This window comes from Ruegeria sp. BI11 (assembly GCF_056538005.1).
The window spans coordinates 227,495-251,865 of record NZ_JBQFSM010000007.1 but is presented as its reverse complement, the minus strand read 5'-3'; the positions used below and the strand labels follow the sequence as shown (position 1 = coordinate 251,865).

General features: G+C 56.4%; 21 protein-coding genes. 17 read left to right on the top strand and 4 right to left on the bottom strand.

Annotated features, from left to right (window positions below):
* Positions 1-8 precede the first annotated feature (8 nt).
* The 5 genes from ACR0DT_RS16470 (at position 9) to ACR0DT_RS16450 (ending at position 7,765) form a co-directional block, all read left to right on the top strand.
* A complete protein-coding gene (locus tag ACR0DT_RS16470; protein ID WP_480711808.1) occupies positions 9-986 on the top strand; it encodes a pyridoxamine 5'-phosphate oxidase family protein in 978 nt (325 codons plus the stop codon).
* Positions 973-2,250, top strand: a complete 1,278-nt coding sequence (fabF, locus tag ACR0DT_RS16465) for a beta-ketoacyl-ACP synthase II (protein ID WP_480711807.1) — start codon at positions 973-975, stop codon at positions 2,248-2,250. Before ACR0DT_RS16470 ends, fabF begins: the two co-directional genes overlap by 14 nt.
* A 234-nt stretch (positions 2,251-2,484) precedes the next feature.
* The gene (locus ACR0DT_RS16460) at positions 2,485-3,843 is read left to right on the top strand and encodes a sigma-54-dependent transcriptional regulator (protein WP_480711806.1); all 1,359 of its coding nucleotides are present in this window, start codon (positions 2,485-2,487) and stop codon (positions 3,841-3,843) included.
* 86 nt (positions 3,844-3,929) lie between these two features.
* Positions 3,930-5,804 carry a sensor histidine kinase gene (locus tag ACR0DT_RS16455; RefSeq protein WP_480711805.1) on the top strand — a complete coding sequence of 625 codons (1,875 nt, stop codon included), beginning with the start codon at positions 3,930-3,932 and terminating at the stop codon, positions 5,802-5,804.
* A gap of 257 nt (positions 5,805-6,061) precedes the next feature.
* Positions 6,062-7,765, top strand: coding sequence for an OFA family MFS transporter (locus ACR0DT_RS16450; protein ID WP_480711804.1), 1,704 nt, complete (start codon positions 6,062-6,064; stop codon positions 7,763-7,765).
* Positions 7,766-7,837: 72 nt separating this feature from the next.
* Here ACR0DT_RS16450 and ACR0DT_RS16445 read toward each other — a convergent pair whose 3' ends face one another.
* Positions 7,838-8,398 carry an invasion associated locus B family protein gene (locus ACR0DT_RS16445; protein ID WP_480711803.1) on the bottom strand — a complete coding sequence of 187 codons (561 nt, stop codon included), beginning with the start codon at positions 8,396-8,398 and terminating at the stop codon, positions 7,838-7,840.
* 62 nt (positions 8,399-8,460) lie between these two features.
* Positions 8,461-9,030 carry a cupin domain-containing protein gene (locus ACR0DT_RS16440; RefSeq protein WP_480711802.1) on the bottom strand — a complete coding sequence of 190 codons (570 nt, stop codon included), beginning with the start codon at positions 9,028-9,030 and terminating at the stop codon, positions 8,461-8,463.
* A gap of 134 nt (positions 9,031-9,164) precedes the next feature.
* On the opposite strand from ACR0DT_RS16440, the gene aptA reads away from it, so the two are divergent.
* The 5 genes from aptA to ACR0DT_RS16415 all read left to right on the top strand — a co-directional run bounded on the left by aptA (position 9,165) and on the right by ACR0DT_RS16415 (position 14,696).
* A complete protein-coding gene (aptA, locus tag ACR0DT_RS16435) occupies positions 9,165-10,481 on the top strand; it encodes an omega-aminotransferase AptA (RefSeq protein WP_480711801.1) in 1,317 nt (438 codons plus the stop codon).
* A 15-nt stretch (positions 10,482-10,496) separates the two neighbouring features.
* Positions 10,497-11,606 carry an alanine dehydrogenase gene (ald, locus tag ACR0DT_RS16430; protein ID WP_480711827.1) on the top strand — a complete coding sequence of 370 codons (1,110 nt, stop codon included), beginning with the start codon at positions 10,497-10,499 and terminating at the stop codon, positions 11,604-11,606.
* Positions 11,607-11,673: 67 nt separating this feature from the next.
* Positions 11,674-12,690 (top strand): TRAP transporter substrate-binding protein DctP, encoded by a 1,017-nt coding sequence (dctP, locus tag ACR0DT_RS16425; protein ID WP_480711800.1) that lies wholly within the window; start codon positions 11,674-11,676, stop codon positions 12,688-12,690.
* 57 nt (positions 12,691-12,747) lie between these two features.
* Positions 12,748-13,392: a TRAP transporter small permease gene (locus ACR0DT_RS16420; RefSeq protein WP_480711799.1), complete on the top strand. Its 645-nt coding sequence runs from the start codon at positions 12,748-12,750 to the stop codon at positions 13,390-13,392.
* On the top strand, positions 13,392-14,696 hold the full coding sequence (locus ACR0DT_RS16415) for a TRAP transporter large permease (RefSeq protein ID WP_480711798.1): 1,305 nt from the start codon (positions 13,392-13,394) through the stop codon (positions 14,694-14,696). The genes ACR0DT_RS16420 and ACR0DT_RS16415 overlap by 1 nt, the downstream gene beginning before the upstream one ends.
* A 62-nt stretch (positions 14,697-14,758) precedes the next feature.
* On the opposite strand, the gene ccoG is transcribed toward ACR0DT_RS16415, so the two are convergent.
* Positions 14,759-16,168 carry a cytochrome c oxidase accessory protein CcoG gene (ccoG, locus tag ACR0DT_RS16410; RefSeq protein WP_480711797.1) on the bottom strand — a complete coding sequence of 470 codons (1,410 nt, stop codon included), beginning with the start codon at positions 16,166-16,168 and terminating at the stop codon, positions 14,759-14,761.
* A 260-nt stretch (positions 16,169-16,428) separates the two neighbouring features.
* On the opposite strand from ccoG, the gene ACR0DT_RS16405 reads away from it, so the two are divergent.
* The 4 genes from ACR0DT_RS16405 to ACR0DT_RS16390 all read left to right on the top strand — a co-directional run bounded on the left by ACR0DT_RS16405 (position 16,429) and on the right by ACR0DT_RS16390 (position 20,027).
* A complete protein-coding gene (locus ACR0DT_RS16405; RefSeq protein WP_480711796.1) occupies positions 16,429-17,829 on the top strand; it encodes an aminotransferase-like domain-containing protein in 1,401 nt (466 codons plus the stop codon).
* Between the two features lie 38 nt (positions 17,830-17,867).
* Positions 17,868-18,710: a methylenetetrahydrofolate reductase gene (locus ACR0DT_RS16400; protein ID WP_480711795.1), complete on the top strand. Its 843-nt coding sequence runs from the start codon at positions 17,868-17,870 to the stop codon at positions 18,708-18,710.
* A gap of 103 nt (positions 18,711-18,813) precedes the next feature.
* A complete protein-coding gene (locus ACR0DT_RS16395) occupies positions 18,814-19,050 on the top strand; it encodes a hypothetical protein (protein ID WP_480711794.1) in 237 nt (78 codons plus the stop codon).
* Positions 19,047-20,027, top strand: coding sequence for a D-2-hydroxyacid dehydrogenase family protein (locus ACR0DT_RS16390; RefSeq protein ID WP_480711793.1), 981 nt, complete (start codon positions 19,047-19,049; stop codon positions 20,025-20,027). The genes ACR0DT_RS16395 and ACR0DT_RS16390 overlap by 4 nt, the downstream gene beginning before the upstream one ends.
* Here ACR0DT_RS16390 and ACR0DT_RS16385 read toward each other — a convergent pair.
* Positions 19,996-21,015, bottom strand: a complete 1,020-nt coding sequence (locus ACR0DT_RS16385; protein WP_480711792.1) for an AbrB family transcriptional regulator — start codon at positions 21,013-21,015, stop codon at positions 19,996-19,998. The two genes, ACR0DT_RS16390 and ACR0DT_RS16385, sit on opposite strands and share 32 nt — an antisense overlap.
* 121 nt (positions 21,016-21,136) lie before the next feature.
* On the opposite strand from ACR0DT_RS16385, the gene ACR0DT_RS16380 reads away from it, so the two are divergent.
* From ACR0DT_RS16380 to tcuB, 3 genes are read left to right on the top strand one after another with little or no spacing between them, the layout of a single operon-like run.
* A complete protein-coding gene (locus ACR0DT_RS16380; protein ID WP_480711791.1) occupies positions 21,137-21,817 on the top strand; it encodes a GntR family transcriptional regulator in 681 nt (226 codons plus the stop codon).
* Between the two features lie 11 nt (positions 21,818-21,828).
* Complete coding sequence (gene tcuA / locus ACR0DT_RS16375) at positions 21,829-23,223, top strand: FAD-dependent tricarballylate dehydrogenase TcuA (protein ID WP_480711790.1); 1,395 nt, start codon at positions 21,829-21,831, stop codon at positions 23,221-23,223.
* On the top strand, positions 23,213-24,328 hold the full coding sequence (tcuB, locus tag ACR0DT_RS16370) for a tricarballylate utilization 4Fe-4S protein TcuB (RefSeq protein ID WP_480711789.1): 1,116 nt from the start codon (positions 23,213-23,215) through the stop codon (positions 24,326-24,328). Before tcuA ends, tcuB begins: the two co-directional genes overlap by 11 nt.
* Positions 24,329-24,371: the final 43 nt, after the last annotated feature.

Below are 24,371 nucleotides of genomic sequence, written 5' to 3'. Positions count from 1 at the left end.
GTAAAGCAATGTCGCAACCAAGAAGAGTTTTCCATGAGGGTGAGGCCGCAATACAAAAAAAGGCCAACGTTTCCCCGCTTATTGACGAGATAGCCGCGCGCTTCATTCGGGATGCGATGCCGCACCAGCACCGGGTGTTCTTTGAGCAACTGCCGTCGATATTCCTTGGCTTGATTGACGGCAAAGGGCGTCCCTGGGCGGTGCCCGCCTTTGGACGTGTCGGGTTTCTGGAATCGCCGGATGACACGACCCTGAATGTGAACGCACTTCCCGTACTTGCGTCCAGCCTGGGGCTGGAGATGGCACAGGGTTCCAAAATTGGCGCGCTGGGTCTGGAATTTCATACGCGGCGTCGGAACCGTATGAACGGTATTTTGAAGCAAAAAGCCGATATCGGATTGTCGATCCATGTCGAGCATAGCTACGGCAACTGCCCGCAATACATACAGGCCCGGGACGTCGCATGGGGCGGCGCTGTGTTCGAGGATGTAAAGCCCGAGCAGGTGTCGGTTGAGGACGAGCCGGCCAGACGGGTCATCGCTTCGGCCGATACATTCTTTATCTCGTCGCGCGCACGGTCTTTGTCGGATGACCCCCGTGATGGGCTGGATATGTCGCATCGCGGCGGGCATCCCGGGTTTCTGGGTGTGGGGAAGGATGGCACGATCTCGTTCCCCGACTTTTCGGGGAACCGGTTCTTCAATACGCTGGGCAATATCGAAATGGATGGTCGTGTGGGCCTATTCATTCCCGATTTCGTTACGCGTTCCGCAGTATTCGTGACCGGACGTGCGACCATCCATTGGTCATCGCCACGTGTCCGCGCATTCAAAGGCGCTGAGCGGATCATCGATGTGCAACCGGATGAGGTCTGGTTCGCCCAAAACGCTCTCCCCGGACAGGGCGATCTTTTGCAAGCGTGGCCGCGATTGGCCGCTACGGGATCCTGGAAGTCAAACGGAGGCCACCAAAATGTCCGAGCGTGAGAAAATAGTTGTAACCGGAATGGGCGCAGTCAGCCCTCTGGGATCCGGGGTTGAGGTCAACTGGTCTCGGTTGCTTGCGGGAAAGTCCGGCTTGAGTGTGCTGCCGGATGATATCGTCGGCGACATCGCCTGCAAGGTCGGTGGGTTGGTCCCCGATATTGCAGACGACCCGGAGGGTGGGTTCGATCTGCTGCGCCACGCCAGTGTCAAGGATCAGAAAAAGCTGGACAGCTTTATTTCCTATGCACTGGATGCGGCCGATCAGGCTCTGACGCAAGCAGGCTGGGCACCCGATACCCCTGAACAACAGGCCCGAACTGCGACTATTATCGGGTCCGGGGTGGGTGGATTCCACGCCTTGAAAACGGCTGTTTTGACCGCTGAAAATCGCGGTGCGCGGCGGTTGTCTCCGTTCACGATCCCTTCGTTTCTGGTCAATCTGGCATCCGGGTGGGTGTCCATCCGATACGGTTTCAAAGGACCTTTGGGTGCGCCGGTGACCGCCTGTGCCGCAGGCGGTCAGGCCGTTGGGGATGCGGTTCGCATCATTCGCAATGGCGAGGCTGATGTGGCCATCTGCGGGGGTACCGAGGCGTGCGTGGATCGCGTCAGCTTGGGTGGATTCGGCGCGGCACGCGCTTTGTCAACTGCGTTCAATGATAATCCGGCTGCAGCGTCGCGCCCGTTTGATGTGACGCGCGACGGATTTGTCATGGGTGAAGGGGCCGGGCTTTTGGTGATTGAAACCGAATCCCACGCTTTGGCGCGGGGGGCCAAAATTCTGGCTGAAATATCCGGCTATGGAACCAGTGCCGATGCCTATCACCTGACCGCTGGTGAGCCTCAGGGCGACGGCGCGCGACGTGCGATGGATGCCGCCTTGCGCGACGCGGGCAAGACACCCGGCGATATCGACCATGTCAACGCCCATGCAACGTCAACACCCGTGGGTGACCGTGGAGAGTTGGAAGCGCTAAAAACCGTCTTCCAAGGCGTGAAATCCCCGACAATCAGTTCGACCAAGGGGGCCACCGGTCACTTGCTTGGTGGGGCGGGCGGCATCGAGGCGGTGTTCTCAATTCTGGCCATCCGAGATCAGGTTGTACCGCCGATGCTGAATATGGTCGAGCCAGACTCCGCCGCTGAGGACCTGACTCTGGTCGGTAGCACGGTGCAAAGCCAGCAAATCAAGACCGTGATGTCGAACGGGTTTGGTTTCGGTGGTGTTAATGCGACGCTGATCTTCGACGCTTATTCAAGCTGAAGCAACGATCTTTCCGGCCAGATAATCGGAAAGCTTACTTAAGGAAAACCACTCACTGCCCCAGTTTCCAAGACCGGACGTAAACTGGGGCGTTCGATTATCATATTCTGGTTCAAAATAAATTCGCGTGGCACGACATCTTTTGTTTCGGTAAACGGAGAGTACTGTGCCGTTGAAAGTTCGACGCAAACGCGTTGAATAAGCCGAAGGCCGTGGACTTTGGAAAACACCACCGTGAAAAATGATTTGTCATTCGAACGCCTCAGCTCCGAGCTCGCCAACGCCTCGGTACTAGTGGTTGACGATGAACCGGGAATGCGGAACTTTCTGTTAAAAGCGCTTAAAAATCATTGTGCCGTGGTGGATGTCGCCTCAGAAACGATCGAAGCTGCGCAGTTTCTGGACAAAAGAAGCTATGACATCGTTTTGCTGGACAATGTCATGCCTAATCAGAATGGCGTGGAATGGCTGGCCGAACAACGCCGCATTGGTTTGTTTTCAGATGTGATCCTGATGACTGCCTTTGCGGATCTGGATACCGCAATTGCGGCCATCCGCGCAGGCGCTTCGGATTTTCTGCTCAAACCTTTCCGCGTGAACCAATTGCTAAATGCGATTGCCCACAGTTTGGAGCGCACTCAACTTTTGCGGCAGAATGCAGCGCTGCGTCATGAGGTCGAGGCGGGCAAAGACCTGTTTCACCACAGCGACGCGTTGCTGGGCTCCTCGGCCGAAATCAAAGCCGTTCGCGAGGCCGTCGTCAGGGCGGCATCCAATGCATCCCATGTGGTAATTTTGGGAGAAGTCGGTTCGGGCAAACAAATCGCTGCCCGGATGTTGCATTCGCATTCCACACGGGCAGATCGTCCGTTTGTCTGGATGCAGTGCAAGGGCATGGATGAAACCGCATTTCAGACCCGCTTGTTTGGTCGTATCGACACCGACCCGAGCGGTCATGACCGGGATCAGGATGGCATCTTGATGGATGCTGTGGGTGGTATTCTCTATCTGGAAGATGTCGAGATGCTATCCCCTGCCTGCCAAAACCTGCTGGTTGAGCTTCTGACCACAGGACGTTTTCGACCCATCGGTGCCGAACGCAGCGTGACTTTGGACGTTCAGATCGTATGTTCCAGCACGCGGCCACTGCAACAAGCCGTGGATGATTACAGCTTTCGCGCGGATCTGTTCTATTTGTTGAACGTTATCGAGATTTCGCTACCGCCTCTGCGGGAAAGAGGCGAAGACATCATTGAATTGGCCCAGCACTTTGCAAGCGGTCTGTCCAGTCGACTTGGATTGTCACAACCGGACTTACCGCCAGCGATGCGTCGACGGATGCTGGCATATCGTTGGCCCGGCAACGTGATGGAGCTGCGTAATACTGTTGAACGCGCATTGATTCATGGCGGGTATGACCCCGAGTTGGGCAAGGTCGACGCCGCGACCGAGGTAGAAAGCCTTGCTGCGGTAGAACAACGGCACATCTTGGAAACGCTCGAAGCCTGTAATGGAAACCGCGCTGAAGCGGCACGCAGATTGGGCATCGCGCGCAAGACCATTGATCGCAAATGTCAGGCTTGGGGGTTGTGAAGCTGGTGCGCTCAGTCCGGCTGCGGTTGTTGCTGTTGGCCCTTTTGCCTTTGGTTGTTTTGTTGCCGCTATTGCTGGGAGTCACAATGGTGCGCTGGATCAACAAATATGATCAGTTGCTGCTGGCAAAGGTTGCCAGCGATCTGCGCGTGGCTGAGCAGTATTTCGGGAGGATTGAGGCAACGCAGGCCGCTGAGGTGGCGGCGCTGGCGCAATCGGTGCGGTTCGACGAGGCACGCACGATAGGCGGGGCTCATTTCGAACGGTTTCTGACGGAAGAACAGCGAAGTTTAGGGCTGGATTTTCTGATCTATGGTCAGCCGGATGACCAGAGCTTACCGCTCACCGTGCGCCAAGCCGCGAACGCTGCATCGCTTGGCGCATCTGGAGCGGGTCTGGCCGTCCTGACTGCTGCTGACCTGAATGACATTTCGCCGGATCTGGCGGAACGTGCTGCTTTGCCTTTGGTCCCGACTGAGGCCGCCCGCCAAATTGACCGCACCATTGAAACGCGCGGCATGGTCCTGCTGGCAACCCACAGGGATGCGTCCAGTCAGCATCTATTGGTTGGTGGTCGGTTGTTGAACCGTAACTTGTCGGTCATCGACCGGATGAACGCTCTGATCTATCGCGAAGAGGCGGGACGTGACACCCGTACCGGCACCACGACGCTGTTTTTGGACGATGTGCGGATCTCGACCAATGTGCGCCTGTTTGCCGAAACACGGGCTTTGGGCACGCGTGTATCCGAGGTTGTCTGGCGACAGGTCATGCAACAGGGGCGCCCGTGGCTGGACCGCGCCTTTGTTGTGAATGACTGGTATATCTCGGGATATGTGCCTTTGTCGGATGTGACCGGCGCCCGGATCGGCATGTTGTATACCGGCTTTCTAGAAGAGCCGTTTACGATGCAGCGCAATGCCACCATCGTGACGTTGGTTTTGGCTTTCCTCGCGGTGATCGGCCTATCGATCCCTATTTTTCTAAGGCTAGCACAGGGCGTTTTTGCACCTTTGGAAAAGATATCCGCCACTATGGAGCGGGCCGAGCAAGGTGTACTGGACGCACGTATCGGACCGGTTGAGACCAAGGATGAAATCGGCGCCGTCGCGCGGCACCTGGATCGGTTGCTGGATCAGGTTCAGGATCGTGACGAGGCGCTCAGAAACTATGCGGAAAACCTCAACGAGCTAGTCGAAAAGCGCACGGGTGAGCTGAGCGACGCTAATCGCAAGCTGGAAGAGACCTTCTCTCAGCTGGTGATGTCTGAAAAGCTAGCCTCGGTTGGTGAGATCACTGCCGGTGTCGCGCATGAAATAAATAACCCCGTTGCCGTCATCCAGGGCAATCTTGAAATTCTGCGCGCCAGCCTGAGTCCGCAAGATCAAGACGATCTGAAAGCCGAGCTTGATCTGATTGATGAGCAGACCCATCGCATCAATATCATTGTCGGAAAACTGCTGAACTTTACCCGGCCCGGCGAGATGTCGGATATCGCAACCTTGGTTGACCCACAATCCGCTGTGAGGGACGCCTTGGTGCTGGTCTCTGCTGATTTGCGCAAACAAGGCATTCAGATCGAACAGTCCCATGATCCCGCACCGCCTATTCGGATCGTAGAGACTGAGCTGCAGCAAGTTCTGGTGAACTTAATCATCAACGCCGCGCAGGCGATGCCCCAAGGCGGTACGCTGACGATCACGACCACAGCGGCCAGCCGGGACGGGGTGCCTGGCAGTCGGATCTCTGTGGCGGATACTGGCGAAGGGATTCCGCCGGACAGATTGGGCAAAATCTTTGATCCGTTCTTCACCAGCAAACAGGCTAAAGGCACTGGATTGGGGCTGTCTATCAGTCAGGCCTTGATCACCCGCGCCGATGGATTGATCACGGTCGAAAGTCACAAAGGCGAGGGGACAACTTTTTTTGTGTGGTGCCCTGCGGCGGACATTTCGTCCTGATTGGTTAATTCAACTATTCCCAAAGTGGACATTTTGTCCCTGCGCTGGTGTGAGTTTTACGCAATTATTGTACATTTTGTCCATTCCGCAGCGCAGCGTTAATCAGCTAACCAATTGAAACATAACATTAATTAGTGTTGACGGAATCCTTAATCAATGGTCAGACGACAAAAGGACGCTGAATACCGTCGTCGACCAAACGACCCGATTGCAGCCCGTCCAGGGGCAGGGAGGCCCCGCAAATCGGAGGAGAATTCATGTCAAACTCAGCTGCCGGACCGCTTGGGTTCCTGCGCAAGGAAAACATCATCGCACCAGAGGGCTTTAACCGATGGCGGGTGCCCCCTGCCTCGATCGCCATTCACCTGTGTATCGGATCGGTCTACGCATGGTCCGTCTTTAACCCTCCACTGACCCGCGAACTGGGTGTGGTCGCGTCATCGGGCAGCGACTGGTCCTTGTCGTCGGTTGTCTGGATCTTCTCGGTTGCCATCGTGGTTCTGGGTCTGACCGCAGCCGTGGGCGGCAAATGGCTTGAAAAAGTCGGCCCCCGGTATGTCGGCGTGGTGGCTGCCGCGCTTTGGGGCGGTGGGTTTCTCATTGGCTCGGCAGGCATTGCCACCCATCAGCTCTGGCTGCTCTATTTGGGCTACGGTGTATTTGGTGGCGCAGGCTTGGGTCTGGGGTATGTCTCGCCCGTATCAACGCTGATACGATGGTTCCCTGACCGCAGAGGCATGGCTACCGGTATGGCGATCATGGGCTTTGGTGGTGGCGCAATGATCGGCGCGCCACTGAACCAATGGCTGTTGTCCACCTTCCAGAAAGCGCCTGAGTATCTTGGCGCGGAAAGCGCAGTGACCCTGATCACCGAAGGCGGCCGCCGCTTTGCGGAAACCGCTGCGGGCCAGGTCGAGGTTGTCGTTGCGTCCGCTCAGCAAGCTGCCCAGGTTGGCGGTAAGGCGGGGGTCTACGTGGTTGGCACCGGCAATACCGGGGCTGCGGCCACATTCATGACGCTCGGCATTGTCTATTTCTGTGTGATGATGTTCGCCGCGTTCCAATACCGCGTCCCACGCGAAGGTTGGAAGCCCGCGGGTTGGGAGCCTAAGCCGTCCGCAAAGCGCATGGTCACGCAAAATCACGTCCACATCGATCAGGCGATGAAAACGCCTCAGTTCTGGTTGCTGTGGGTGGTGCTGTGCTTCAACGTGACCGCTGGTATTGGTGTGATCGGTGTAGCCAAGACCATGATCAACGAAATCTTTGGTGATCTGGCTATTGTGACCGCTGCTTTCGCTGGTACCTACGTTTTGATGATCTCGGTCTTTAACATGGTTGGCCGGTTCTTCTGGGCCTCGACATCGGACTATATCGGCCGCAAGAACACCTATCACTGCTTCTTTGTACTGGGGACGATCCTGTACTGCACCATCCCGTTCTGGGCTGCGTCCGGTGGGATTACCGCGCTGATCGGCTTCTACATCGCGACCATGATCATCTTCACCATGTATGGCGGTGGATTTGCGACAATCCCGGCCTATCTGGCGGACATCTTTGGCACGATGCATGTTGGCGGCATTCACGGGCGTCTTCTGACCGCGTGGTCCGCGGCTGGTGTCTTGGGGCCGTTTGCGATCACCTATCTGCGGAACCTGTCCAAGGAAAACGCGATTACGGAGCTTGCTGTGAAAATCGATCCTGCAGCGTTTGCCGAGAAATTCGGAGCTCCGATTTCACAGTTGAATGAGCTGGTTGCCGCAAACACGGTGACAATTGCCAAGCTGATGGAAATCGCTCCGGCGGGCACGGTCGACCCGACTGCCACGCTTTACAACACAACTATGTATTGCATGGCGGCCCTGTTGGTCATCGCGTTCTTCGCCAACCTCATGGTGCGTCCGGTTCGTGACAAGCACCATGTTGAAAACACTCACGCAGACGTGGTTCCTGCCGAGTAACACCATTGTTCGCCGCGCCACCGAGCGCGGCGAACCCTAACCCAACGCCCGTATGGGCAAAGGAAGTCCATATTATTCGATAAGATTGCGTTCGCGGGATTGATCCTGAAAATCTTTCCACGCGGCGTCAAAACCTTCAAGCGGCCAGTTGAGCGACCGGGAAATTCCCTGTCGATCACGGAAATCAAATAAAAACGCGCCGCCTTGAGACATCTGTTCAATCAACTCGTCAGCGTCGTCACCGTCGAACCGGCAGCCCAACCCGGTCAGGCACCCAGGCGATCGTGTTCGCCAAACCGGGTCGCCGTTACGCTCGATGCGGAATCCGTTTGGGTGAAAGAAGGTTCCGGGTTCGATCCCGAATTCCACCTGAAACCCTTCGTCCTCGGGTGTGATGAATAGGAATTGACCCCCGAAATGAGGTCGGCCAGAGAACACATCGACCCAGCGCAAATAGCACCTTTGCACCAGTGCGCCATATTCCACCCGCTCATCACAGATTGAGCTCCAGATACCAAACTTGCTTTGGTGTTTAACCCGCCAGTTGCTGGCCGTGTCACGGCCTTGTAAATCCTGTGCAACGGCTGTGGTCGCGGAAAGCGCGAGCGCGAGTATGATGCTTAGCTTTTTCATGATCGCTAAGTGTTGTCTGGAACCGTCCGTACCAAATCACGAAAGCGAGAGACCGCCGGGCATTAGAATGTCGAAGGCGTACAGGCGCTGACGACAACGCATTGCTTTTCACCTGTATTGCGAAAACGGTGTGGCAATTCACTGTCAAAGTAATAAGCATCCCCCGGGCCCAGGACAGCGGTCTCGCCATTCACAGTCACTTCCAACTGACCCGAGATCACGACCGCGCACTCCTCTCCATTGTGTGAAAGTTCCGAACGGCCGGAATCTGTACCGGGATCGTACTCTTCCAGAAGCATCTGAATTTTGCGGTTCTGTCGGTCACCTGCGATAAGAAAATAGGAAACACCCGATGCACCGACATCCCGGTGTTCTTTTTGCCGGAAGAAAACCTTGTCGGCGTCTTTCAGATCGAAACTGAAAAAGTATCCAAGACTGATATCCGCGCCTTGCAGGATCTTTTTCAACAAGGCAACGGAAGGTTGTGTTGCCCCTGCTTCAATCAGTGAGATTGTTCCGCTGCCAACGCCCGCCAGCTTTGCCAATTTCCGTTGGCTCAGCCCCTTGGCGGTACGAATCACGCGAAGGCGCCTGGCCGTCTCAAAGTCGGGTTCAGTGCTTTTCTGCTTCATATCTAAAGCACTTTGACACGAAACTCGATACTAATCAATAGGTTAGAAATCCTTACGAATCCGGAATGACCAGTTTCCACTCGCTGTGCCAGAAAGCTACGCGAAACTTTCAGGCACTTTGGGAAGGACACGGAATGCTCCAGAAGACCAACAATACATCAGCCTTTTGGATGCCATTCACGGCCAATCGCGACTTCCTTATTGATCCTCGCATGATCAAATCGGCGCAGGGCATGTACTATACCAGCGACGATGATCGTCAGATCATGGACGCGACCGCGGGCCTATGGTGTGTCAACGCCGGACATCGTGATCCTTTGATTACGGCGGCGATTCAAAAACAGGCGCACGAGCTTGATTACGCACCCAGTTTTCAGTTCTCTCACCCGCAAGCCTTTGAACTTTCGTCAAAGCTGACCGGGATGATGCCCGAAGGTATCGACAATGTCTTTTACACCAATTCGGGTTCTGAATCAGTCGACACCGCTTTGAAGATTGCCTTGCACTATCACCGGATGCGCGGTGACGGGGCCCGTACCCGCCTGATCGGGCGCGAGCGTGGCTATCACGGCACAGGCTTTGGCGGAATTTCCGTCGGTGGGATTTTCGCCAACCGCAAACATTTCGGCACTCTTCTTACGGGCGTCGACCATCTGCGTCACACACATGACATCGAGAAGAATGCCTTCTCGAAAGGCTGCCCGGAATACGGGGCCGAGCTTGCTTTGGATTTGGAGCGCATTGTCGCCTTGCACGACGCATCAACCATTGCTGCGGTTATTGTTGAGCCCATGGCCGGATCGACAGGCGTTCTGATGCCGCCCGTGGGCTATCTGAAGAAACTGCGCGAGATTTGCGACAAATACGGCATCCTGCTGATCTTTGATGAGGTGATCACAGCCTTTGGGCGTCTGGGTGCGACGACTGCTGCGGAGTATTTTGGCGTTACCCCGGATATCATCACCACCGCAAAAGGTCTGACCAATGGGGTCATCCCGATGGGTGCGGTCTTTGTTCATAACCGCATCTATGAAAGCGCCATGGAAAACGCCGATGCGCCGATTGAGCTGTTCCACGGCTATACCTACTCGGCCAATCCTATTGCCTGCGCCGCAGCGCTGGCAGCGATGGAAAGCTACGAGACCAACGACCTGTTCGCCCGTGCCGCCCGTCTTGCCCCGTATTGGGAGAAGCGTCTGCACAGACTCGCCGGACTGCCCAACATCGTCGACCTGCGCAACCTTGGGCTTGTGGGTGCTATTGAGCTGGCCCCGCGTGAGGGCGCTCCGGGTGCGCGGGCCATGGAAGTTATGAAAAAGGCCTGGAACGCGGGGATTATGATCCGCGTCACTGGTGACATCATTGCGCTGTCGCCGCCGTTGATCATCTCTGAGCAGGAAATTGACGTTCTGTTCGACACGTTCACCGAAATCCTGCGCGATCATCCATAAAAAGGAGCAATGAAGATGTTCATTGGTGTTCCCAGGGAAATCAAGAACCACGAATACCGCGTGGGATTGACTCCGGAAAGCGTCGCGGAACTGGTGGCGAACGGTCACAACGTGATTGTTGAAACCAATGCGGGTGCTGGTATCGGTTCGGACGACGATGCATACCGCGCATCCGGTGCGGAAATCGCTGATACCGCAGCCGAGATTTTTGCCAATGCGGAAATGATCGTAAAGGTAAAGGAGCCTCAGGCGGTCGAGCGTGCCATGCTGCGCGAAGGTCAGATTCTGTATACCTACCTGCATCTTGCGCCGGACCCGGAACAAACCAAGGATCTGGTTAAGTCGGGCGCGGTTTGCATCGCCTATGAGACCGTCACTGACGAAAACGGCGGCCTGCCGCTGCTAAAACCCATGAGCCAGGTTGCGGGTCGCATGTCGATCCAGGCGGGCGCCGGTGCGCTGGAAAAAGCTAAAGGCGGTCGCGGTGTTCTGTTGGGTGGCGTGCCTGGCGTGAAGCCCGGCAAAGTCGTGGTCATTGGCGGTGGCGTGGTTGGGTTCAATGCGACGCAGATGGCGGTTGGCTTGCATGCCGACGTGACCATTCTGGATCGCAACCCGGCGGTTCTGGAGAAGCTGGAAAACCACTTCGAAGCCTCGGCCAAAGTGGTCTATTCCACCAAGGCCGCGCTTGAGGAAGAAGTCGCCAACGCCGATCTGGTTGTGGGCGCGGTCCTGATCCCGGGTGCCGCAGCACCCAAGCTGGTAACGCGCGAACTGAACTCGAAGATGAAGCCCGGCGCGGTTGTCGTGGATGTGGCCATTGACCAGGGCGGGTGCTTTGAAACGTCCAAAGCCACCACCCACGACGATCCCACTTATGTTGTCGACGATGTGGTTCACTATTGCGTTGCCAACATGCCGGGTGCGGTGGCGCGAACCTCAACCTATGCGCTGAACAATGTCACGCTGCCGCATGCGCTGGCCATTGCGAATAACGGCTGGAAGCAGGCACTGGCAGACAATCGTCACCTGATGAATGGCCTGAACGTGGCCCACGGCAAGGTGACGTACAAGGCTGTGGCCGACGATCTTGGTTACGATTTCGTCGCCCCGGAACTTTGCTGAGCAAAAGCAAAGACAGATCCCTCCGCCGATCGGCGGAGGGTTATTTTTAACTGAGGAGGAGACCTTAATGTTTTCGAAGATGAACCGCCGCACCTTTGGTGCGATGGGTGGCGCAGCTATGCTTGCCGCAACCACATTCGCGGCACCCGCCAGCGCCGAGGAGAAATTCATCCTGGCGCATGCGATGACCACCGACCACATCTTCCACGCGATGTCCGAAAAATTTCAGGACACACTGGGCGACGACTCGAACTTTGGCATCGCTTACCACCCGGGCGGTGATCTGGGCGACTGGACCTCGTTGTTCGAACAGTCGATGCAAGGCGTTGTTCCGATGACCCTGACCTGGGGTGCATCCGAGTTTGACCAGCGTCTGGATCTGTCGTGGCTGGGCTACGTGGTTTCGAACTGGGAAGACGCCCGCAAAGTGTACGGCCCGGGCGGTGACATGCTGGATATCTACAATGATATTCTGCACGATCTGGACCTGCATGCCATCGGTCTGGTCCCCACCGATTTCGGCTCGGTTGTGATCCGCAAAGGCGTTGGCGCCAAGCCGCTGAACCTGCCTGCTGACGGCGGAAACCTGAAAATCCGCGTTCCCCCGGTTTCAATCGCCGTTGACCGTTTCAACAACCTGGGCTTTGGCGCTGTGCCTATCCCGCTGGCTGAGGTCTACACCTCGCTGCAGCTGGGCACGGTTGATGCGCGCGCCTTCTCGACTGCAGTTGAAACCTACAACCTGCGCGATGTTCTGGAAACAAACATCCTGACCAACGACTATTTCGAAACCGCATTCTGGCTGGTTAGCAAAAGCTGGTGGGAAGGGCTGTCGGACGAAGACCGCGCAACCCTGCAAGCTGCGGCGGACGAAACCGTTCTGTGGTCGTGGGATGAAGCCGAAAGCAAGAGCAACGAGTTCCTGCAGAAGGCACGCGACGAAGGCATCGAGGTTATCGAGTTGAGCCCCGAGCAGATCGCAGCAGCGGCCCAGATCGTTCACGAAACGGAATGGCCAGAAATGGAAAAACTAGTCGGTCCGGAAATCATGGCCAAGCTGAAGAAAGCTGCTGGGATCGAGTGACAAGACCTTGTTGGGCCTGCCATCCGGCAGGCCCAATGTTTTATTTGGGAGGACAGAATGGAACGAGAATCTAGACAGCATCCTCGGGACCCGGTCGAGCCCGGTGCGTCATATATCTATGACCCGGAAGTGACTGTCCCCGAGCCACCCGAACATGTCACCGCAATCCCCGAGGGGGATGTGTCGAATGGCTATGCTGTATTTTTGAACTTCGAAAAGCTCTACGCTGCGGTGCTGGCGAACGGCCTTGCGCTATTCAGCATCAGCCTAGCGGTCCTGATGTTCGCACAGGTGGTCCTGCGATACGGCTTGAATTCACCCTTTGTCGGGATCGAAGAAATGGCCCTTTTGTTCGGCGCTTGGATCTATTTTCCGGCGATGGCCTATGTGACGCGGCAAGGTGAGCACATCCACGGCGGCATCCTGACCTTGGTTGTCAAATCACCGAAGGTTGTACAATCCGTTCGGTTGGTCATGACCGTACTCAGCATAGTTGCCTGTCTGGTTTTCGGTTACTTTGCAATCAAGTACGCCTTTTTCGAAATCGAAAAGGGGCGCCTCAGCTCATATCTGCGCTGGCCCAAAGGCATCTGGTCCTTTTCGCTGGTCATCGGCTTTTCCGGCACCATTCTGGCGTTGTTGATGCAGGCCGTAAATCAGTTTGTCGCCTTTAAAATGATGAAAACGGAGGGGGCAAACTGATGCTGATTTTCGCTATTGCCATTGCACTCATCGTTGTGCTGCTTTTGCTCGAAATGCCCATCGCCTTTGCGTTTGGCATTGGCGCACTGGTGTTCGGGATCGGGACGGGTTCGAATATTTCATTCCTGATCCCCTATGCCTATCAGACCACGACAAGCTTTGCCCTGCTGGCCTTGCCGTTGTTCGTGCTGGCCGGGACGATCATGGCCGAAGGCGGTATTTCGAACCGCCTGCTGGATTTCGTCAACGCTTTTGTCGGGCGGATCAAGGGCGGTTTGGGCGCAGTCACAATCGTGACTTGCGCGTTGTTCGGCGCCATCTCAGGGTCGTCCTCGGCCGCGATTGCAGCGATTGGCCAGATCATGATCCCGCGCATGGTGAAAGAGGGCTATCCTGTGGGTCACGCAACTGCTCTGGTCGCATGTTCCTCAGTTCTGGCGCTGATGATCCCGCCGTCCATTCCGATGATCGTTTTCGCGGTGACCGGTGGCCTGTCGGTGGGTGCGGCGTTCCTGTCTACCGTCATCCCCGGTATTATGCTGGCCTTGCTGTATATCGTTCTGAACTTTGTATTCCTGCGGAACAACGATGAAATTCAGGTCGAACCGAAGCTGCCGATGAAAGAGTTGCGGGTAAAGATCTTCAAGTCGGGCAAAGAGGCATTCTGGGCCTTGCTTATGCCGCTGATCATTCTCGGCACGATCTATGGCGGGATCGCAACCCCGACCGAGGCGGCTGCAATTGCGTTGGTCTATGCCGCCGTTGTCGGTTTCTTCATCTACCGTGGATTGACGCCTGCCAGTTTCTGGAAAGGCACAATTCAGGCTGCGATCACGACGGGTTCGATCATCACGGTTCTGTTCTTTCTGTTCATGATGAGCCGCTCAATGGTGTTACAGCAAGTTCCGGGGCAGATTGCCGATCTGCTGCTGAGCCTATCTGACAACAAGATCCTGCTATTGCTGTTGATCAACCTTGTGCTTTTGCTGATGGGAATGATCGTCGACGATATTTCGGGCAGCGTTCTGGCGGCGGTGGTACTTTTGCCGGTTGTTTCCGAACTGGGCGTTCACCCCATCCACTTTGCAGCCATCGTTGGCACCAATCTTGGCCTCGGGAACGTTTCACCGCCCTGTGCGCCGATGCTCTATTTGGCGGCGGGCGTCAGCAAAATCACGCTGGACAGATACATTGGCATTACGCTGAAGTTTCTGTGCCTTGGTCACCTGCCGATGGTGCTTTTGGTTACCTTCCTTCCGGAATTGTCACTTTTCCTCCCTAAGATGCTCATGGGCATCCAATAAGTGACGGAGAAACTGGAAGAATGGATGCGCCGGGGTCGAAAGACTCTGGCGCAATTTCTAGGTCAACGCGACGCATTACCGTGGAATACGGTGTCATGCCCGACCTGTTCGCCCGTTTCGGCATCTTCGACCCACAGGCGAATGTCGGTCCGGTCTGTGATCGCAGGAGCGCTTTGCGGTGGCGCGATAACGTAGACGCGTTTCAAGGTCGTGGTGTCGGCCGGAATAACTACCGTTTGATCTGTACCGGCCCCTTCCACGTCCAGAACAAGGGCTTCGTCTCCGGTCAGGCTTATTTTGTACGGCTTGTCGCTGCCCGTTTTATTGCGCAGCCGAACTTCATAGATGTTGCGGATCGCACCATCTGACTGTGTGACATACAGCGGATTGCGGATCGGGCTGACCGTCATGTCGATATCCGACCGCATAAACAGCGCAGCCAACATGGCAATGCCAATTGCCGACCAAAGGAACGCATACATGAAGTTCCGCGGTCTCAGGGTGTGTGACCATATCGATCGTGGTGCTGCACCGGCTTTTTCAAGCGGCTCATCGGCCAGCGCGAGGTAGTCAATCAGGCCTCGCGGTTTGCCTAAGCGTTCCATCACGTCGTCGCACGCATCAATGCACAAGGCGCAGGTGATGCATTCCATCTGCGAACCGTTGCGGATATCAATCCCCACGGGGCAAACATTCACGCAGGCCTTGCAGTCAATGCAATCACCGGATTCAGGTGTGTTTCTTTTACCGCGCGGTTCGCCTCGCCATTCTCGGTAGCTGACGGTTAGGGTGTGCTCGTCCATCATGGCGGCCTGAATGCGTGGCCAGGGGCACATATAAGTGCAGACCTGTTCTCGCATAAATCCACCAAATATGAATGTTGTGAGGGTTAGAAACCCGATGGTGATATAAGCGACCGGGTGCGCCGAAAACCGGACCAGATCGGCCAGCAAGACCGGAGCGTCCGTAAAGTAAAAAACCCACGCTCCACCGGTCACGATGCTGATCAATAGCCAGGCGCTCCACTTGCTTAGTCGTAGCCGCCACTTCTGGAATGTCCATTCACTGCGATGCAAACGAAGGCGTGCGTTGCGGTCGCCTTCGATCCATCGCTCAACAAGGATAAACAGATCGGTCCAGACCGTATGCGGGCACGCATAACCGCACCAGACCCGGCCCAGAACCGACGTGAAAAGGAACAGGCCCAGACCGGCCATTATCAACAGGCCCGCCACAAAATAAAACTCATGCGGCCAGATCTCGATCCAGAAGAAATAGAAGCGCCGGTTGGCGATATCGACAAGGACCGCCTGATCGGACAGGTTCGGGCCACGGTCCCACCTGAGCCCGGGCGTGATGTAATAAATGCCCAGCGTGATCGTGAGGACGATCCATTTCAGGCGCCGATAGGCACCGGATACCCGGCGGGGAAAAATCGGTTCGCGCGGGGCGTAGAGTGATGGTGAGGACATCTAGCGGTTCCTGTTAAGGCTTTCGGTTCGGCTGGACGAGGGCAGGTTGGATCAGGTAGCAGCCTCGCCCGCTTTCACGTTTGTTGAACGTTGTGTTGCGGCCCTCAGGCTTGAAACCTTCAGGCAAAAAGGACGGTACCTTTGCGTGATTCATTGACCCGCACCTTTCGGCAAGAAGACATTGATTGGTGTTGATTCGAAATTGCGTCATTGATTGTATGCATGCAATAAGCATATAAAGAGCGACAAGGAGTGAAGCAATGAGCAGCAATGCGCCAAATGTCGCATGGGTTCCGGTCATCGAAAGAGGTGATGGCCCCCTGTACCTTACGATCGCCGAAGCAATCGCGCGGGACATCCATTCGGGTGAACTGAAGCCGGGACAGCGCCTGCCACCTCAAAGACATCTTGCCGCCGCTCTTGGTGTCGACTTCTCGACGGTTAGCCGCGCTTATGCCGCCGCGGGCCGGGATGGGTTGGTTGAAGGTCGCGTGGGGCAGGGTACTTTTGTGAAGGAACTGCGCCCTGCGAGATCCACGGTTCCTGCGGACGCTAAAGACCAAGCGGTCGACATGAGCATGAACATGCCCCCGCGCTTTGAGGATGTGGGACTGATCCGCCAGATGTGGCAGGGTTTTGATGCCTTGCGGTCCGAACATGGAATTGAGTTCCTGATGCGCTATCAGACGCCGGGCGGAGGTCAGGCAGACCGGCTTGCGGCGCAGTCATGGTTGCAGGATCATTTGAATATCCGCGGGTTTGACGATGTCGTCATTTGCAACGGGGTTCAGGGGGCCACCTTGGCGATCCTTTCACCGATGCTTGAACCCGGTGACACGATTTGCTGCGAAGAACTGACTTATCCCGGGTTCCTTGAGATCGCGCGGCATCTGGATTTGCACGTCGTGCCAGTCCCAATGGATAAGGACGGTCTGGTCTCTGCGGCCCTTGAGGAAGTTTGCCGAGAATTCAGCCCAAAGGCGCTCTATACCACGCCGACACTTCACAACCCGACGACCATCACGATGCCCCCGGCACGGCGGCAAGACATCGCAGAAATTTGCCGCAAGCATGATCTGCTGATAGTCGAGGATGACGCCTATGGGGTGCTTGTCTCTGCCTCGCCTGAACCGATAACCAATTTCGCACCCGAGCGGACTTGGTATGTGTCTTCGCTGTCGAAATGTCTGGCACCCTCGCTGCGGGTTTGTTTCATCGTGCCGCCGTCTGGTGTGCCCACTGACGGTGTCAGGCGGGCCATTCGCGCGAATGGTAGCGTGGTCAGCCCCATATCGGCGGGTTTGGCGACCGACTGGATCAACTCGGGGCTGGCCAGCAAGATCACCGCCGCAATCCGCGACGAAACCAAAAAGCGTCAGGATGCTCTGCTCCAGTGGCTGCCAGATATCGAGGTTCAGAAGGATGCGTTTCACGTCTGGTTGCCCCTGCCCGAGGGGCATTCGGCCACAGAGCTTGCCCTGACCATGCGGGGGTCGGGTCTGGGGCTTGTGCCAGGCATCGCCTTTGCGCCTGACGGACCACCAAACGGGGTTCGAATTGCACTAGGGTCTGCAGGTACAATGGAGAACCTGCAGACGTCGTTGCGCAGTCTCGCAGACGCGCTGGAGAACCCCGGTCAAAACAGCTGGATGGTTGTTTGAGGGCGTTAGAAGCTACCTTTCACAGGAAAGAGACTCGAATGGAATGGAATTCCTTTTCGCTGGAGGCCACCAGCAAAACCGTTGCGGAATTAACGTCAGCCGCAGGCCTTTTCCGAGCTGGAACGCCTGTGAATGTGGCGTGGCTAGATAATGAGGCGGACCACGACAGGTTGCGGACGGTACGCTTGCTGGACGATGCGGGGCTTTTGGCGGTACCAATTATTGCCGCGCGGCGCGTACAGTCGAAAAAGCACCTATTTGATCTGACCGAAAAGCTGCGGTTCGCGGGTGTAGAAGGGCATTATATGGTCGTTGGCGGTGATCCGTCGCAGGCCGCAGGCCCGTTCAATACTGCAATGGAACTGCTGTCGACGGAATGGATCGAAAAATACGCGATCAAATGCGTGACTTTGCCGGGCTTCCCGGAAGGCAACGTTGCCACCGGCTATCGGTCGGATGTGAGCGCACTTGTTGAAAAGGTTAAACTGCTGGACTCTTACGGATGCGATGCGAATTTTACCACGCAACTGGCCTTTGACCCCGCCAGAATACTCAGTTGGATTGGTCAGCTTCGCAGCGCTGACATTCGCAAGCCCATCCGGATCGGGATACCCGGCCCGACGAAACAGGAAGTACTGCTGAGGTTTGCGCGTACTTTCGGGGTATCAGCCCGTGGATTGAGTAACTTGACAATTGTCGAAGATGGTCGTTTTCATTTCACGCCACTGCTGGAGCTGATCGAACAGGGCCTGACGCAAAGGGGTTTCGACAATGTTGGGGTTCACTTGTACCCCTTTGGTGGAACAAAAGCAGCCGCTCAGTGGTTTGCCAGTACGAAAGCCGTGCCCGGGCAACTCAATCCGGTTGCGGCTACGGCCTAGGGGGGGGCTTCGTCGTAAGTTTGACTATCCGACATGTTTGGAATGATGTTGATTGGGCGCGACTTCCAGCGTATACGAAGGTATACAGTAAGGAGAAGCCACAATGGACAACTACTGTAAGTACCTCGACATTGCCCGACAGGAACTCAAGCTGGCGCAATCGTCGCTGCGGCGCGATTTGGCCGAATATCCGACACCTGTCGCGGGTTGCGATGAGCAGTTTAATCACCTGCTGGACCAAAGCGAACGGGTCCGCACTGCGTTAGCGGCTCTTGAAGTTCCGAATTTTATCCCAACACCAAGAAGGTTCACGCCAGATCGGAGTATTGAAAGCCGATGAAAGTTCACATTCTGGATGACTGGTTTGACACTCTGCGCGGGTTGCCGTGTTTTTCCAAACTTGCCGATCACGAAGTAACAGTATGGACGGATCACGTCGAAGACACCGACGCGTTGGCCGCCCGGTTACAGGAAGCCGAAGCCCTGGTGTTGTTCCGGGAACGTACCAAGGTGACCCGAGATCTACTCGAGAAGCTGCCCAACCTGAAGCTGATCAGCCAGCGCAGCGTGTATCCGCATGTTGACGTGAAGGCTTGTTCGGATCAGGGCGTGCTGCTGTGTTCGAACATGCACGGCGGAACACCCTCTTATGCTGCGGCCGAACTGACCTGGGCGCTGATCCTTGCGGGCATGCGTGATTTGCCCGCGCAGATGGCGTCAGTAAAAGAGGGCCGGTGGCAAGCCGGGGTTGGCAAGACGTTGCGCGGGCGTCAATTGGGTTTGTACGGCTACGGCCGCATTGCACGCACTGTTGCCGGCTACGCCGAGACCTTTGGCATGAACGTCATCTGGTGGTCATCCGAAGACGGTCGCGCGCGGGCCAAAGCGGATGGCGCGCAAGTGGCCAACAGTCGTGAAGCGTTCTTTGCAGACAGTGATGTTGTTTCCATTCACGTGCGTCTGAAGCCGGACACCCGGGGGGTGATCACGCCTGCCGATTTTGCACAGATGCAGCCGAGGGCGATGTTCGTAAACACTTCCCGTGCTGGGCTTGTCGCGCCGGGGGCTTTGCTTGAGGCGCTCAACAATGGTCGTCCCGGGAAGGCGGCGGTCGACGTGTTCGATAGCGAGCCGCTGACCGATCCAAACGATCCGCTGCTATCGCATCCCAATCTGATCGCGACCCCGCATATCGGCTTTGTCACCGAAGACGAATTCGACCTGCAATTTGCGGATATCTTTGATCAGGTGAACGCCTACTCTGATAGCGCTCCGATCCACATAATCAATCCTGAGGTCTGGACCAGCGCAAAATAAGATTGGCGGCGATTGGCGCTCCGATGATGACCAGCACGATCCGTGTCAGGTGATGGGTGATCACAAATCCCAGATCAGCACCTGAGACGATTGCCAATACGGTCATCTCGGCCTGCCCGCCGGGGGCAAATGCCAAAAAAGCCTCGACGGGTCGTCCGAACCCAAGCGTGGTGACCGCGGCCGTGAATCCAGCGGCCAGAATGGCAAGGACAACGACGTAAGCCACACCAGCGGCGACGACCCGGCGCAACTCGGCCCAGGTAACGCCTACGAATTTGACACCGATGCCGCAGCCGATGAAAAACTGCGCGGCCAATATGGCTTCGCGTGGGGGGCGGGTGTGTATGAAATCCCCTAATGACAACGCCGCAGTCAAAATCATCGGCCCCAGAATGGATGCGCCGAACAAGCCGATCTTCTCGCCACCTTTCCAGCCGGCAATAGCGGCCACAAACATCAGCAAAAGCTCTTTGACCGGCAGTTCGCCTGCGGGTTGCCCGATGGGATTTGTCAGTTCGGCGCCATAAAACACCGTCAAAAATAGCGGTGCCAGGGTTACGATGATCAGAACGCGGGTGCCGTGGATCAGGGACAAAGTGCGCGGATCGGCTCCGGCCTCAGCCCCGAAAATAACCATGTCTTGTAGGCCGCCCGGCATGGCTGCATAGAATGCAGTCTTTTCGTCGAACCCCCAAACTTTGCGAAAGAACGGCACTCCGACCAGAGCGATAAGGATGATGAAAAAGGGGATCAGCATGACCGACGCTGCCATTTTCGGCAACTCGGCAAAGAGGCTAGGCGTGATTGAGGCGCCAACCGCCACACCAAGAATTGTTCTGGCCCCAACCGATACCTGACCAAATCCGTCCAACGGGACATGTGCCAGAGCCGCAATCAGACAGGCAGCCAAAGGTCCGAACAAAAAGGGCAGCGGCAGATCCAGTGCCCAAAAAATCACTGTGCCTAGCACCGCAAGTCCAAGTGTCATTGACCTCTTGATGAAGGGGGAGGGTGATTTCGTTGAGGTGGACAAAACGTGATTCCGCTGTCATTGACTTACTATGTATCCAAGTGTATACATCTGTACGCAATATGCAAGTGTGAGCATAATGACCATTCAGGACGACCCCTTACAGCCCGCCCCACAAGGCACTTCGGCGTATCAACGACTGCTGGACGAGATTCGGGGGGGAACGCTTTTGCCCGGTGACCGCCTGCGCGAGATCGAGCTGTCCGAGCGGCTGGGTGTCAGTCGCACGCCGGTGCGTGAGGCGATCCGACAGCTTGAGGCTGACGGACTGGTCTCTCACGTTCCAAGATTGGGGGCCACTGTCCGCAGTCTGGATTATGCCGAGGTGATGGAGCTGTATGAAATGCGCGCGGTGCTTGAGGGGACGGCGGCAGGGCTTGCTGCCCGGGCCGCTTCGGACATCGAACTGGACGAGCTGGAAGTGCTCAATGACAGGCTGGCCGAGATAGGCACTGGCCCGGATGCAGCACAGATCAACCGAATTTTTCATGCGACGCTGCTGGATGCAGCCAAGAACCGGTTTCTGGCAAAATCCATGTTGTCCCTGCACAAAGCGCTGCTGATCCTTGGGCCCTCGCAATTGCTGGACAGTGATCGGGCTGAGGCTGCGGTGGCCGAACACCGGCGCATCATGGTTGCTTTGAAGGCCCGCGACAGCGCAGCGGCCGAGACCGAGATGCGCGCGCATATTCAGGCGGCTCAGCGCATGCGCATCCGCTCGTTACAGGAACGTGATCGAACCAGCGATCAAAACCAATAGGTAGATAGAACATGGCCACCCAAACGGAAGCCTATGATATTACGGTAATCGGCGGTGGAAACGCTGCCCTCTGTGCCGCGATGACCGCAGCAGAGACCGGCGCGCGGGTTCTCATTCTGGAAACTGCACCGAAACCTTATCGCGGAGGCAATTCGCGCCACACCCGAAATTTTCGCTGCATGCATGGGGCTCCTTTGGGCCCATTGGTCGAAGAATACACCGAAGAAGAATACTTTTCAGACCTGATGAAGGTTACCAGCGGCAAAACTGATGAAAATCTGGCGCGCCTGGCGATCCGCACCTCTGAGGAATGCTTGCCATGGATGGAAGAACACGGGGTGCGTTTCCAACCATCGCTGTCCGGGACTCTGTCACTTGCACGGACCAATGCGTTTTTCATGGGGGGCGGAAAGTCTTTGGTTAACGCCTATTATCGCCGGGCTGAAAACCTAGGTGTCGACATCCTTTATGAGGCCGGGGTGACCCATCTGGAACTGCTTGGAGACCGGATTGAATGGGTTGACTACACTCATGAGGGCCAAACCCATCGCATCTCACCCAAGGCTGTTATAGTCGCCTCGGGTGGGTTTCAGGCAGATACCGACTGGTTGACCCGAGCCTGGGGACCCGCCGCCCAAAACTTCCTGATCCGTGGCACGCCTTATAATCGCGGGGTGGTTTTAGCCGACCTGCTGGACCAGGGGGTTGAGAGTGTTGGTGACCCGACCCAATGCCATGCCGTTGCTATTGACGGGCGCGCGCCCAAATTTGACGGTGGCATTGTCACTCGGCTGGACTGCGTGCCGTTTTCGATTGTCGTGAACAAAAACGCCGAGCGGTTTTATGACGAGGGCGAAGACGTCTGGCCCAAACGCTATGCGATCTGGGGGCGTCTTGTGGCTGGGCAGCCGGATCAGGTGGGGTATGTGATCATCGACGCCAAATCGTTGAACCTGTTCATGCCGTCAGTGTTTCCACCGCTCAAGGCTGACACTCTGGATGAATTGGCTGACATGATGGGCCTGCCCGCAAAGAAGCTCAACGAAACCGTTGCAACGTTCAATGCCGCCTGTGGTAACGGCGGCGATTTCCACCCGACTGAGCTGGACGGTGTTTCGACCACCGGACTGACACCCCCCAAGACTAACTGGGCCCGCCAGATCACCGAGCCACCCTTTTACGGCTATACACTGCGCACGGGCGTGACCTTTACCTATTTGGGGTTAAAGGTCGACGAACAGGCGCAATGCTCGACACCAAGCGGCAAGATCAAAAACCTTTGGGCCGCTGGCGAGACCATGGCCGGATCCATTCTGGGGCAGGGGTATCTTGCCGGGTTCGGTATGACCATCGGAACCGTTTTCGGACGCATCGCAGGACATGAGGCCGCAGCTTATGCAAACTGAATTGACACAGGAAGCCCGCCGTCAGGCCGAAATCTGCAATGCCTGCAGGTATTGTGAGGGGTATTGTTCCGTCTTCCCGTCGCTGCATGCCCAACGCGCGTTCTCGGATGGGGACATCACGCAGTTGGCCAACCTCTGTCATAACTGCCGAGGCTGTTACTATGCTTGTCAGTTTACAGCCCCGCACGAGTTCGATCTGAACCTGCCCAAGGCGCTTGCTGAAGTGCGGAGGGACAGTTGGGAAAGCTTTGCCTGGCCGCAACCCTTGGCGCGGCGATTTCATACCCATGGCGGCGCTATCGCTCTTGCGTTGGTCATTGGGTTTGCACTGCTGTTCCTTGCGATCCGGGCCGTCGGTTCGACCGGTGGCGTGGGGTTTTATGCTGTGCTTTCGCACAATGCGATGGTGGCGATCTTTGCACCTGCTTTTCTGCTGCCGCTGGTCAGTATCGGGGTCAGCCTAAGACGGTATTGGCATGCTGTGGGTGGCAGGCCCATCCAGATGATCGACCTGATCGCAGCGTTTTCACGCGCGGGCAAGATGCAGGACTTGGCGGCCGGACATGGCGAGGGATGCAATTTTGAAGACACCGACAGGTTCAGTCAGGCGCGGCGCCATGTGCACCAAGCTATCTTGTATGGATTCTTGCTGTGCATAGCCTCCACTTCGGTAGCCACAGTTATGCACTACGGGTTCGGGTTGCACGCGCCTTACAGTCTGTTCTCCCTGCCGAAACTGTTTGGCATATCGGGTGGCTTGCTTTTAACCATCGGCTGCGTGGCCATGGTTATGTTGAAACGGAAATCAGATCGAGAGCTGGGCGACCCTTCGGCGTGGGGTGGAGATATCGGGTTCATTCTGTTGCTCGGGTTTGTAGCCCTAAGCGGGTTGCTTCTGTATGCTCTGAGCTCAACCGCAGCGATGCCGACACTTCTAGCGCTTCATCTCGGTGCCGTGCTGACGTTCTTTTTGCTGATGCCCTTCACCAAAATGGCCCACGGATTTTACCGTCTCGCCGCGCTCATTCGTGATGCGCAAAGAAAGCGAGAGGCTGACGAGATGCAGACCGCACTATCCCGAACGCTACGGGGCACATCTGTCTGAGCTTGCTATGCTACTGGTTGCAAATGGATCTGAATCAGTGCTT